11 protein-coding genes are annotated in these 12776 nt (G+C 44.1%); 1 reads left to right on the top strand and 10 read right to left on the bottom strand.

Annotation, left to right across the window (positions count from 1 at the left end):
- Positions 1-60: 60 nt before the first annotated feature.
- The 9 genes from B5771_RS18565 to galU form a co-directional block, all read right to left on the bottom strand.
- A complete protein-coding gene (locus tag B5771_RS18565; RefSeq protein WP_088188855.1) occupies positions 61-921 on the bottom strand; it encodes an acyltransferase in 861 nt (286 codons plus the stop codon).
- 16 nt (positions 922-937) lie between these two features.
- Positions 938-1984 (bottom strand): Gfo/Idh/MocA family oxidoreductase, encoded by a 1047-nt coding sequence (locus tag B5771_RS18560; RefSeq protein ID WP_088188854.1) that lies wholly within the window; start codon positions 1982-1984, stop codon positions 938-940.
- Positions 1985-2292: 308 nt separating this feature from the next.
- Positions 2293-3648: a nucleotide sugar dehydrogenase gene (locus tag B5771_RS18555; protein WP_088188853.1), complete on the bottom strand. Its 1356-nt coding sequence runs from the start codon at positions 3646-3648 to the stop codon at positions 2293-2295.
- 17 nt (positions 3649-3665) lie between these two features.
- Positions 3666-5537: a nucleoside-diphosphate sugar epimerase/dehydratase gene (locus tag B5771_RS18550; protein ID WP_088188852.1), complete on the bottom strand. Its 1872-nt coding sequence runs from the start codon at positions 5535-5537 to the stop codon at positions 3666-3668.
- 161 nt (positions 5538-5698) lie between these two features.
- Positions 5699-6817, bottom strand: a complete 1119-nt coding sequence (locus tag B5771_RS18545) for an acyltransferase (RefSeq protein ID WP_088188851.1) — start codon at positions 6815-6817, stop codon at positions 5699-5701.
- A 119-nt stretch (positions 6818-6936) separates the two neighbouring features.
- Positions 6937-8001, bottom strand: coding sequence for an acyltransferase family protein (locus B5771_RS18540; RefSeq protein WP_088188850.1), 1065 nt, complete (start codon positions 7999-8001; stop codon positions 6937-6939).
- Between the two features lie 238 nt (positions 8002-8239).
- Entirely contained in the window at positions 8240-8980 is a 741-nt protein-coding gene (locus B5771_RS18535; RefSeq protein ID WP_088188849.1) for a hypothetical protein, read from the bottom strand.
- Between the two features lie 471 nt (positions 8981-9451).
- Positions 9452-10258, bottom strand: a complete 807-nt coding sequence (locus B5771_RS18530; RefSeq protein ID WP_088188848.1) for a hypothetical protein — start codon at positions 10256-10258, stop codon at positions 9452-9454.
- A 195-nt stretch (positions 10259-10453) separates the two neighbouring features.
- Complete coding sequence (gene galU, locus B5771_RS18525; protein WP_088188847.1) at positions 10454-11341, bottom strand: UTP--glucose-1-phosphate uridylyltransferase GalU; 888 nt, start codon at positions 11339-11341, stop codon at positions 10454-10456.
- A 170-nt stretch (positions 11342-11511) separates the two neighbouring features.
- Here galU and B5771_RS18520 point away from each other — a divergent pair, with 170 nt between their 5' ends.
- A complete protein-coding gene (locus B5771_RS18520; RefSeq protein WP_348982961.1) occupies positions 11512-11952 on the top strand; it encodes a hypothetical protein in 441 nt (146 codons plus the stop codon).
- A 142-nt stretch (positions 11953-12094) separates the two neighbouring features.
- On the opposite strand, the gene clpP is transcribed toward B5771_RS18520, so the two are convergent.
- A complete protein-coding gene (gene clpP, locus B5771_RS18515) occupies positions 12095-12718 on the bottom strand; it encodes an ATP-dependent Clp endopeptidase proteolytic subunit ClpP (protein ID WP_088188845.1) in 624 nt (207 codons plus the stop codon).
- Positions 12719-12776: the final 58 nt, after the last annotated feature.

Here is a 12776-nt window from a genome sequence, read left to right as displayed (position 1 = left end):
CTTTTACAAAGGCTGCGACCCTATTGTTACTATTCAATACTAATTCAGGACTAACAAGGTTCAAGGCAAAAGCTCCTCCTCTGGAACCTCTCGTATGTCTCTTGCCGGGAAACCTTTAACAACACGTTTGGCTGTGGTATCTTTCGTAACCAAGGCTCCTGCCGCCACAAAGGTTTCGGGAGCAACCTTTACTCCCGGCAAAAGGATGGACGCACCGCCAATTCTGGCACCTTTTTGAATTGTCGCACCTTTTATCGATTTGAAACGCTTTTCCGTACGTCCCATATAGTTATCATTCGTTGTCGTAACCATGGGAGCGATAAATACCCGTTCCTCAATTTCCATATAGGCTGTAATGTAGGAACCGGTCTGTATTTTGGTAAAGGAGCCAATCTTAGTATCATTTTCGACGACGACTCCGCTGCCGATCACGACATTTTGACCTACTGAACACCGCTCCCGGACTATTGCTCCGTCGCCGATGAACGCTTTGTCTAAGTAAGTTGTCCCTGCATAGAGAACCGATGAACAACCGATGGTATAGCCATTCCCCATGTTAAGGGGGGGAAGGTCTGCCTGGGTTTTTACCGTACTTGTTGCGGCGGCTTTGGGCAAGCGTCCGATTGAAGAGCTGCTGCCAATAAAGCCTTCATCACCAAGCTGAGTCTGCTGATATATCGTAGTATGGTCTCCTACCCGGGAATGAAGCCCCAGTTTTGCTCCTGATCCAAGGGTCACATAGTTTCCGAGTTCACTTCCGGCACCTACAATTGCCCCATCAGCGAGAACACAACCGGCTCCCAGAACGACATTTTCGCCGAGGATAACATGTTCGCCAATCACACAAAACGGCCCAATCGCTGCGCTTGAAGGCACTACGGCACTCAGGGCAATCTGCCGCGGCACGTTGTTTTGAGACATAGACTCTACTCCTTTTTTAGCTTTCTATGAGCGGAAACACAACGGGCTGTTTTGTTTCTTGGCATTTATAAATGGCCAGAATAATTTCCAGAGCTTTTCGCCCTTCCTCTCCGGGTATGGCCGGAACTCGGTCTTCACGAATGGCATGAATCATATCCAAGATGAGTTCACGGTGTCCGAAACCATAAACGGTCGGCGGGTCAACTTCCTGGCTGGCAAAGATTTGTTTCTTCTCATCATCGCTGTCCGGAAATTCCCAGACTTCAATGCGATTCACGGCAATCCCGCCAACAATAACAGACCCCGTTTCTCCGAAAACATTGATCGTTTCTTCAATGTTCTTGGGGTAAATGGTCGAGGCGGCTTCAATGATACCGATGGCACCGTTCTTAAACTTAATCACGGCTGCGCCCATATCTTCCATTTCAATTTTGCGCAAAAATGTTGACGTATAGCCAAAAACAGAATCCACGGGGCCGAACATCCACTGCAGTAAGTCGATGTTATGGATCGATTGGTTCATAAGAACCCCGCCGTCTTGAAGCTTTGTTCCGCGCCAGGGGGCTTGGAGGTAGTAATTGTCATTGCGGTTCCAGCGCACAGTGGCCTGTCCATGGGTTAATTTGCCGAAACGTCCATCTTCTAATGCTTTACGCACAAGCTTAATCGAGGCATTGAAACGGTTTTGGTGAATAACCGCTAATTTCACGCCGGCTTTGCGGCAGGCAGCAATCAGAGCATCGGCCGTCTTCAACGTCATGGCCATCGGTTTTTCCACCATGACATGTTTTCCGGCTTCAGCAGCAGCAATTCCGATTTCGGCATGCAAACCGCTGGGAGTGGCAATCGTCACAACGTCAATATCCGGTCTCTTGAGCATTTCCTGATAATCCGTATAAGGCTCTGCCCCGTATTTATCCGCAAAGTTTTGGGCATGTTCAGGTACAATATCACATACAGCAACTAATTCTGCTTCAGGTAAAGCAGCGATAGATTCCGCATGTTTGGGAGCTATTCTTCCACATCCGATAATAGCAAAGCGAATTTTCTTTTCTTCACTCATCAATCCACATCTCTTTTCTTTAAAATTTATCTGGTAACAGTTTCCATTATTCATGGGCCAAACTATAAAAGTTCCTTTAGGCTTACAGCCTATTTCAAATTATTGTTTGTCAGACTTGAGATCTTTATCCAATCATCAGACTCCCACTTCGATAAGTGGAGTAGTTCCCATACCTTACTTCGGTGGTATAGTTTTTTGGTAAAAAATAACTATTACTATATACAGGTTTAAGGGGAATCGTGAAGATTCCCCTTAAGCGCGTATTTCAGTCAGGTTTCCGTTTCTCCGCCGTTTCCGGCGCAAAAACCTTATATTTTAGAGATTTTGTCCCGATTCTCCTGGACTTCTTTAGTAGCATTGCGGGTATCCACGACGAGCTTCGCCTTTGCCGCCACACGTGCATAATCCACCGCACTATGGTCGGTTAAGATCAGAACTCCGTCAGCATCTGCCAATACTTCATCAGTCAGAGGTACGCTCTCCAGATGCACAGTACTTCCGCCATGAGGTTCAATCACCGGAATATAGGGATCATGGTAGGTGACATTAGCTCCCTGTTTACGCAGAAGCTCCATGATCTTTAAGGCCGGAGATTCACGGACATCGTCAATATCCTTTTTATAGGCTACTCCTAAAACAAGTATTTTAGCGTCTTTTAAGCTCTTATTTTCGCTGTTGAGAGCTCTGACCAGCTTATTAACAACATAGTAGGATACCTCGACATTAATTTCCCCCGCCAATTCAATGAACCGCGTATGGAAATCGTATTCCCGAGCCTTCCAGGTAAGATAGAAGGGGTCAATAGGAATACAGTGACCGCCGACACCAGGGCCGGGATAAAAAGTTTGAATACCAAAGGGTTTCGTTCCGGCAGCTTCCACCACTTCCCAAATATCAATCCCCATGCGGTCGCAAAGCATCATCAGCTCGTTAACCATGGCAATGTTGACGGCCCGATAGGTATTCTCGAAGACCTTAGTCAGCTCAGCTGCTGCAGGAGAAGAGACAGGAACAACGTTCGAGATGGTTTGCATATAAAGCGCGTAGGCAATCTCTAAGCAAATAGGAGTCATGCCCCCAACGACTTTAGAGGTGTTCTTCGTACTGAAACGTTTGTTGCCTGGGTCAACCCGTTCCGGCGAGAAGGCCAAGAAAAAGTCTTTTCCCACTTTAAGACCCGACTTTTCCAAAAGAGGTAGAATGACTTCCTCTGTTGTACCGGGATAGGTGGTGCTTTCCAGCGTAATTAATTGTCCTGGGCGAATGTATTGGGCAATCTTCTCTGAAGAAGCAGCAATGTAGGAAATATCCGGATCTCGGGTGATGGTTAAAGGAGTCGGAACGCAAATGATTACGACATCACATTCAGCCAAACGGGAAAAATCTGTCGTGGCAGTTAATAAGCCTTTGCCCACCATATCTGTCAGATCCTGATCTTTAACATCGCCGATGTAATTATCGGCAGCATTAACACGATCAACCCGAACAGAATTAATGTCAAAACCAATTACCGAGAAGCCGACCTTACTTTTTTCAACAGCCAAGGGGAGACCTACATATCCCAAGCCCATGACCCCGATACGAGCTTCGTGTTTTAGGATCTTTTCTTTGAGGGCCTTGGCAATAACATCCTCACTAGTAATCACATTTTTTACGGTCATCATAATGACTCAATTCCTCCTTATTTGGCTACAGCGTTAGGGTTCTTCTTGTGAAAGGTCGGAATGACAGTCTGCAACAAGGAGATCACTTCGTCACGTGTCAAAGAACTGCCTCGCTCGCGAACTACATGCGTAAGTTCTTCCAAAACACTCACGTCAATAAAGCTTGGTTTTGCCACAAATATTCGACTGTGTTTCGTAGACGTGATGCCTTCCTCCGCTGTCAATAATTCCTCATAGAGTTTTTCTCCCGGCCGAATCCCTGTGAATTGTATCTTAATATCGACATCAGGCTCAAAACCTGAAAGCCGAATCAAGTCTTTAGCTAAGTCCAAAATTTTAACCGGTTGGCCCATATCCAAAATAAAGATCTCTCCGCCCTGAGCCATAGCTCCGGCTTGGATCACTAACTGGGTCGCTTCCGGGATGGTCATAAAGTAACGTATCATCTCCGGATGAGTTACGGTGACAGGGCCTCCTTTGGCAATTTGTTTCTTAAAGGTGGGAATAACACTGCCGCTGCTTCCTAAAACATTGCCAAAACGCACCGCCACAAATTTTGTCTGCGACCTGCGGTCCAAATTCTGGATCATTAATTCAACGGTCCTCTTAGTTGCTCCCATAATACTGGTGGGGTTGACCGCCTTATCCGTAGATATGGAGACAAAGGTTTTAACTTTATATTCATCGGCAGCTTCCGCTAGATTCTGAGTACCCAGCACATTATTTTTCAGGGCTTCTTCCGGATTCCGCTCCATTAGAGGAACATGCTTATGGGCTGCGGCATGAAAGACTACCCCTGGTTTATACCGGCTAAATACCAAAAACACTTTTTCCCTGTCTTTAATATCTAAAATTTCAGTAACGTAATCAATACCTGGCCGCTCCGAGCGAAGTTCCTGTTCAATATCAAAAATACTGTTTTCTCCGTGCCCAATCAGCACCAGTTTCCCGGGATTAAACCTGGCAACCTGTCGGGAAATTTCTGACCCGATGGAACCTCCGGCACCGGTAATAAATACCGTCTCGCCGGAAACATAGCCTGCTACCTCTTCTAAATCGACGGAAACAGGATCACGGCCCAATAAATCTTCCACTTGAATCTGCCGAATAGGCTTGATATTAATATCTCCGCTGATGACGTCATATACACCAGGCATGATTTTCAAATCGACACCGGACTTTTCGCAAATTTGCACAATCTCACGGACGGAGTCGCCTGAAGCCGAAGGCATAGCAATAATAACTTCATCAATATTGTGACCTTTGACAACGCGGTTAATATCTTTACGTGTTCCTAAAACAGGAATCCCCAGCAGCTGAAGCTTTTGCTTCTCGCGGTCGTCGTCGATAAAGCCGACCGGGCGTCCATCACGGTAGTTGCGGTTTTTCAATTCTCTGGCAGCTAAAACACCGGCATCTCCGGCTCCTACGATGAGCACTTGTTTTTGGGAACCCGGAACATGCCGATCAAGGACATTTTCCTGCACTATACGCCAGATAAAGCGCGAACCGCCAATTAAAATAACCATGACCAACCAGAGCAAAACAGCAGCCAAGTTGGGCATTCTCAAGGGAGATCTTGATATAACAACACTATAGCAATATACAACTGCTACTGTCCCGCCTGTTCCCACAGTTACAGCATAGATAATGGAAAGCAGCTCTCCGGTGCTGGCATATTGCCAAAGCCTGTTATACAGACCAAATATGTAAAAAACAACAATATACAAAATCGTGGCCGCTACGGCTGTATGGTAATAGGTTTGATAGTACTCTGATGGAATTTGCCAAAAGATCTCAAAACGTAAATAAAAACTGCCAAAAACTGCTATGTTGATTAACAGAGCATCAATCAGCATAAGGATTAATGTACGTTTACGAAATAACACTTAGTTTCAGCCCCTTCTGATATACCTAAAGAAAACAAAATTATACATTCTGACAGTACAAAAAGTAATGAATCTTTATCGTTCTAAAGTTTACTACAACTTATATGCTTTTACAACTCAAACATCCCGTCAAGCTACGGCCTCTTGGTATTTTTTGCAGCTTAACGCTTACCCGCTTTTTGCTGCCCAAAACCGATTAAGTAATAACTAAAGGGCAAATAGCTGATGATGCGAACTCCTGCATAACTTAAAATTAAGGTTACCGTAAAGACAATGGGATAGAAAGTCCATTGATTGGGGCCTATCTGATGACTGCTAAGAATATTAATCGTTGTTTGATTAAAAAAGAGATGAATGAGGTAGATCCCAAAAGAATAATCCCCGAGTCTCGTCATGACCTTTGCCCAAAAACTCCTGCTCCGAGCCAGGCTGCCGGCCAAGTTCCATAAGAAAAGGAAGGTTACCAGTCTCAAAACCGGATAAACAAGCTCTGAACCCGTTGTGAAATAGGGCGGAATTTCATCATAGGTATGACCGGTGGTTAAACCGATCACAATAAAAAAACTGGCTCCAAAGGTCAAAATCAGAGACATCGTTCCCCAAATCGGCGTCAGACTCTTAGGGAACGTTCTTAATTGAGCGAAATGGTCAAAGGCATAAATTCCAAGCGTGAAGTAGAAAAGGTAGGCAATTCCGTTAACCTTAATGACATTGGCATATGCGGTATGAGTGCCCACCATCCAAAGAACTTGGATAACGAGCATTCCCGTGAGAAAGTATTCCGATTTGCTGCGTGTTTTACAAAAATCATACCCTTTAATAATCAAAGGATAGGCAATATACAGCTCAATAATAATGGCAAAAAACCACAAATGATAGGATGCGTCGGAATGCCAGATGCTTTCAGCAATTCGCTTCAGATTAGCCGGCAGCGAACTGTTCTGCATTTCCTGCCAATGATTAAACGCCGTATACAAGACGGAAAAAATTACATATTGGGGAAGAATCGAACGTGCCCTTTTAATGTAAAACTTCGTCACAGGGAAATTTTGACGATAATTCTTCGCTAAAACAAAACCAGAAATGGCAATAAATAAAGGAACGGCAAATTGAGAAAATACATCCGTCCAAATACCCATAAGAGCTAAGGTTTTATAAGGCTGAACTTTTGTAAAGTAGCCTGTCGTATGGATTGCTAAAACCGCTAAAATGCTAAATCCCCTAAGAATATTAATTTCGGCGATTTTCTCTGTTTTGGCTTGAGCCCCTTGATTTTTCATTAATCTCTACGTTTCCTCTTTAGTATAATGACTCGTTTATCTGTTTTCGATGAGACAGACCGCTATATGCACTTGCCCACTTCTACAAGCAGGAGTGATTCCCGAGTTATCTATTATAATTATACTGATTTGTTGGAAAGATTACAAAAATCGGTCTGGTTTCGGTTATCCTTTTGGCGAGTCTCACCCAGAGCAAAATAGCGTCCGTAAGGGACATGCTGTATAACCTGATAAAAGAGAAGAGGGACAATCATCCCGATAACAAAAAAACGCAGAGGAGTGACGGCTAGGAACCGGCGAGCAAAAGCAGCTGCACCGGGATGCAAATACATAATCACCATGGATGCTTCCCCAATATAGCGTAATCCCTGTTTCAGCCCCTGAATGTGTTCAAGAAACATGCTCAGTTGAACGAAAAGCACGATAAACGCTGCCGGAAGCAGAAGGTTTGTTCCGAAATAATAGTATTGACGGTGTTTCATATCCAAGCCATAGTCCAGGAAATGGTGAGCATATAAATAAATAAAGCCTAAAACTATGATCCATGCAATCCCGAAAGCCATGCGCCGTATTTTCAGGTCTTCCAGAAGCTTTCTTCGTCTCATGAAATGTCCGAGAGCATAAAACACAATGGCATAGAGGCCGACATCTAAATTCCAAGGCACAAAGGTGTTGGGCAGATAGCGTGATTCACCATAAGCCAGCAAGAAGCACCCTGCAATTATCAGCCCTCTCACCAAAGGAGAAGAAAGCTTACGACAGAGAACATCATAAACGACCTGAACAAAAAGCAAAACAGTTGGAAACCAAAAGGTAGCATATACTCCTCCTAAAAGACTGCCTCCCAATAAAAGGGCTTCCCAATTCTGATGCCAAAATTCCAGCGCCGAATAACCTTTGTAACCATTGAAGACAAGAACCGGCAGAGTCAAAAGAACGAGATAAAACACATAGGGGACTATAAGGTGCTTTACTTTGCGCTGAACATACTGAGTACCTTTGGACATAGGTTTAAAGCTGTACAAATAGCCGCTGATCCAAAAAAACAAGGGCATATGAAACCAAAACATATAGAAGGAAACTTTGCTTCCTGCGTGTCCCCAGACAACGGTCAAAATTCCCAGGCCTTTTAAAATATCGGCCCATTCAAGGTGTTTCGTTTCCTGGGCTAAGTCGGTTCCCACCTTTCCCTTCGGCCTCCCTTGTTCTTTTATTAATTAATTGAACTCAGGATAGTTTATCATAGACCAGCCGTTTCTGCACGCTAAGAAAGTTTGGCCGTGAACTCATTCAGCTAAAGCCGAATAACACATTAACTGTTTATGGCAAAGTTGTCTGTTCTTTCCTCAAAAAAATGCTCCGCTTAGCACCAGCAGATTTGTGAGTAAATCTAGCCGTTGGAAGCGGAGCATCTTGGATCTTTTAATTACTGATGGAGCTCTCACCGGTAATCAGCCAATGAGAATTCAATTTCATCAGGTTCACGCGAACATGTACATTTTGTTCATGCTCTTCCCCGACAGGAACGCTCTCAGTGATATTGTAATCCCTGGCGGTGTAACGGTAATCTACTCGCAGAGTTGCTGTATTATCATCGGCACTTTCTACATCGACCCGATCAAAGTTAACGGAGGTAACGTCCAAACCTATGCCCTGAACTAGGAATTCTTCGGCGCGCCGTGCATGTTTTTCATATATCTCTCCGGAATAGGCCTTGGCAAGCTTTAAGCGGAAGGTGTCAATATCCACCGACTTCCAAGCATCAAAAAACGTCCCGATATCTTGTTTATAATCGGCAATGATTTGATTCTTTAAAGCCGCGGGGACGGAGGTCCCTTTGGTCTGTCCTTGGCTGCCGCCATTTTGAGCTGCTGTATCAGCACTTAAACTTGAGTCGCTCTGACCTGGAGTGGAAGAGTTTCCCGATGTTTGATCCGAAGTCGGGTTATTTACGGAGGTATCCGTTTCTGTATTGCCCGTTTGCGGGACTTGACCTGAATCAGCAACTGGGACCGAAACGGTATGGACATTTTCCTGCCCCCGCAGCTTGTTAATAAAGGAGGCAGCTGAACTGGAATTTGCAACTAATGACATTCCTATTATCCCTGTCAAAACCCCCAAACCTAGCGTCAACCCGCCTATTAGGTAATTCATTTTACGCATAAAGACCAAAATCTCCTTCAACTGGATTTTTACTACTATCATGACCAGTGAAAAAGATTTTTAGACATTTAGGCCTTAATTTAAGAAATAAATCGCAAGGCCTGTCCATTCGGGCAGGCCTTGCGATTTATTCAATTGCTATGGGTAGTTTTTCTTGCAACAACTTAATTAGTTTTCAACCTTGTCAAACAAGGTCACAGTCTACTGAATCAAGTTGTTTATTCAGTTGTTTAACAGCAAGTCAAATTTCGTCTAAGATCATCCCTTTAGACAGCGAAATTCTATTTTAAAATCAGGTTTTCCATGTGTCATCTCAACATGCTTAACCCTTATGTCTTTTGAAAAATAATCTATGCGTGATACCTATTGCCGTTTGCACCATGGAAATAATTCTGCGCATTCCTTGCCAGTTTACTTGCTCCGACTAAGCTGCATGCCCCTTCTGTTATTACTGCTTAACAAAGCCTTGAATTAGGTCCGTTTAGTTGCAAACGGCGTTGCCCCATAGATTTTAGAATTTGTATCATTGCGAAAGATATGACTATCTAAGTCATGAATCCCCTGATGGAATTGCTCAATTCGAGCCTTATCTTTCGAATCAAAGGCATCGATCCCCGTATTTAGCAGAAGGTCGAAATAGTTCGTAAACGCTGCTGCTTTGCTTGCATTGGGCTCATTTTTAAGCTGCTTGTCCCAAAGAGTCTTGTGGAAGATGATGTACTTTTTGATATCCTGTTCGTTCATTTGAGGACCTGCTGCCGGTCCATACAGATAGCCATCCACATATTGATGGATGTTCCACGCAGTGCCAAAGGCTAACGTTTTGGCATCATTGCTTAATGCGTTGTCTCCGAAGTAAGCTGCAACCGATGGCGCCACGTCGATTTTGGTCGTATCCGGTTCCTTATATTTATTTTTGGAACCTGTGTCACCTTGAGCAGGCGTGTTAATCGCACTGGGAGCAATTACGGTTGGCGTAGCTTTTCCGGGTGCTGCCCCACCGTCAGGCAACGACGCACCAGTCCCAGATCCAGATCCAGTTCCGGGCCCGGTTCCCGTCCCTGTGCCTGTGCCTGTGCCACTGGCGGCCGCATTGTTGCCAGGTGTATTGGTGTTGTCAACTACTGGATTCTGAATAACTGCTTGGTCTGATACCGTGCTTTGTTGCCGAAATACTTTCCACACACTGGGTCCATAAACCCCGGCGGCAACAACAGCGCCTGCCAGAACCAGCGTTCCCGCAACAGTCGCTATCCGCTTCTTATCCATTGGCCTCATTGGTCTCTTCCCTCCTTATTTCTTTTTTCTTGGTACGTGAGTATTTTACCAATTATTGGGAGAGAAGCTTGTCACTTTTGCTGTGTGACACGACCTATTTTCCGTCTCTAGAAGTATCGATTTGCCAACAGACGCTTTAGAGTAATACTTTTTCGCGAAAATGACTCAGCATTTATCATAATAATTTGTTGATTCCTATTCATTGCTACCAATATTTCGTACGAGATTTTGCAAATAACTCATTAGTTCTTCGGCAAGATCCTCCCGGCGCAAGGCATATTCAATAGTGGCCTCGACAAACCCCAGCTTATCACCCACATCATGCCGGCGGCCGTCAAATTCATAAGCCATAACTTCCTGATAGCGCCCTAGTTCCTTAATACCATCTGTAAGCTGTATCTCCCCGCCTTTGCCCGGCGGCAGGGCTTCTAACAGATCAAATATCTCCGGATTTAAAATATAGCGTCCCATAATGGCCAGATGAGTCAGAGGGGCGTCTTCCGGCTGCGGTTTTTCAACCAGATTCTTAGCCCGGTATAAGCGCTCAGCAAACTTTTCACCATCAACAATTCCGTATTTGGAAATATCATCCAAAGATACTTCCTGAACTCCGACCATACTGGCACCATAACGCTCATATTGGTTCATCATTTGCCGCAAGGCAGGTACTTCAGAATTGATAATATCGTCACCCAACAAAACGGCAAAGGGTTCCTGACCAATAAATTTACGCGCGCTATAGATTGCATGGCCTAAGCCCAAAGCTTCTTTCTGGCGAACGTAATAGATATCCGCTAACCTTGCGATATCTTGAACCAAATCCAGCAGTTCTCCCTTGGAGTTTTTCTCCAGATACGTTTCTAGTTCCATGGAGCGGTCAAAGTGGTCTTCAATAGCCCGTTTATTGCGGCCGGTTACGATAATAATATCTTCTATCCCGGAATTAATGGCTTCTTCCACAATATATTGAATTGTTGGTTTATCGACAATAGGCAACATCTCTTTCGGTTGGGCCTTCGTTGCCGGTAAAAATCGAGTACCCAGTCCTGCTGCCGGTATTACGGCTTTGCGAATTTTGCGCATAGTTGACTCTCCTTTTTCATAACACTTATTTGTCCATTATGTATATAATAGAACTCTCTTACACATTCGCCAATAAGCCAAAAAGTTCCTTCCATATACCTATTATTTTAGTATAATAAGGAAGCCAAGGAATCACAAGCCACATCTGCCAATAGATACTTATTAATACTATGTATGGGCCACTTCTGATCAACCATACTAACCCCATGAAAACATTAAAACATTTTCTAATCTACGGAATAGTCGGCCTCGTTCTTGAGGTCATCTATACGGGGACCGCCTCTCTGCTAAAAGGCGATTACAGTATGCAGGGATTTACCTTTTTGGTAATGTTCCCAATCTATGGGCTTGCTGTATTTCTCGAGCCTCTGCACAGCAAAATCCATACTATCCCTTGGTGGATACGCTGTACCTTTTATTTAACGCTTATTTGGCTTGTTGAGTATACCAGCGGTTTAATGCTGGCAGTCATTCTTGGGCACTGCCCCTGGCACTATTCTGATCCTTTAAACATTAACGGACTTATCACCTTAAAAATGGCCCCTGAATGGTTCTTAGCCGGCCTAGGCTTTGAGTTTCTGCATGATTATTTAGACAAAATTATAATTTAATTAACGTTTGGAATTTGCGGACTAATAGCAGAAAAGGCTGGAACAAATCGGGACATCGATTTTGTTTCAGCCTTTAATTTTATTGCAGTTTTTAAGACCCCCACTTCTGCAAGCGGGGCCACTGAAAATCTTTAGTTATCTCTTAACTATTTTCTTTTGTTTCTTTCTTCAATTCGGCCTTCTCGACTACTTGATCGACTATACCATACTCTTTTGCTTCTTCAGCCGTCATATAATAATCCCGATCCGTGTCTTTTTCAACTTTTTCCAATGGTTGGCCTGTTCTTTCAGCCAAAATTTTGTTCATTTTTGCCTTAGTACGCAGTAATTGTTTGGCATGGATTTCAATTTCCGTAGCTTGCCCGGAAAGGCCATGTCCGCCGATTAAGGGCTGATGGATTAACACTTCGGCATTAGGAAGAACAGCGCGTTTTCCTTTCGTTCCGGCAGCTAACAGAAAAGCTCCCATACTGGCAGCCATCCCGATGCAGATGGTGCGTACGTCAGGACGAATGTATTGCATGGTATCGTAAATAGCCATTCCGGCTGTAATTGAACCGCCCGGACTGTTGATGTATAAGTTGATATCCTTTTCAGGATCTTCTGCTTCAAGGAAAAGCATTTGCGCCACAACAAGATTAGCTACATCGTCGTCGATTGCGCCGCCAAGAAAAATGATTCTGTCTTTAAGAAGACGAGAGTAGATATCATAGGAGCGCTCTCCGCGATTGGTTTGCTCCACAACCATTGGAACGAGATAACCCATTTATAATTCCCCCTATTCACAATATTAATTAGCAGTATTTAACCTAATATATTCTGGC

It is taken from the genome of Desulfosporosinus sp. FKA, assembly GCF_002196785.1.
Taxonomy (GTDB): Bacteria; Bacillota; Desulfitobacteriia; order Desulfitobacteriales; family Desulfitobacteriaceae; genus Desulfosporosinus; species Desulfosporosinus acididurans.
This window is presented reverse-complemented; position numbering and strand designations above follow the sequence as displayed.

Excerpts from the sequence above, each read along its gene's own strand:
- B5771_RS18565 (WP_088188855.1), bottom strand. The coding sequence starts at position 921 with ATGTCTCAAAACAACGTGCCGCGGCAGATTGCCCTGAGTGCCGTAGTG.
- B5771_RS18560 (WP_088188854.1), bottom strand. The coding sequence starts at position 1,984 with ATGAGTGAAGAAAAGAAAATTCGCTTTGCTATTATCGGATGTGGAAGA.
- B5771_RS18555 (WP_088188853.1), bottom strand. The coding sequence starts at position 3,648 with ATGATGACCGTAAAAAATGTGATTACTAGTGAGGATGTTATTGCCAAG.
- B5771_RS18545 (WP_088188851.1), bottom strand. The coding sequence starts at position 6,817 with ATGAAAAATCAAGGGGCTCAAGCCAAAACAGAGAAAATCGCCGAAATT.
- B5771_RS18535 (WP_088188849.1), bottom strand. The coding sequence starts at position 8,980 with ATGCGTAAAATGAATTACCTAATAGGCGGGTTGACGCTAGGTTTGGGG.
- B5771_RS18530 (WP_088188848.1), bottom strand. The coding sequence starts at position 10,258 with ATGAGGCCAATGGATAAGAAGCGGATAGCGACTGTTGCGGGAACGCTG.
- galU (WP_088188847.1), bottom strand. The coding sequence starts at position 11,341 with ATGCGCAAAATTCGCAAAGCCGTAATACCGGCAGCAGGACTGGGTACT.
- B5771_RS18520 (WP_348982961.1), top strand. The coding sequence starts at position 11,512 with ATGTATGGGCCACTTCTGATCAACCATACTAACCCCATGAAAACATTA.
- clpP (WP_088188845.1), bottom strand. The coding sequence starts at position 12,718 with ATGGGTTATCTCGTTCCAATGGTTGTGGAGCAAACCAATCGCGGAGAG.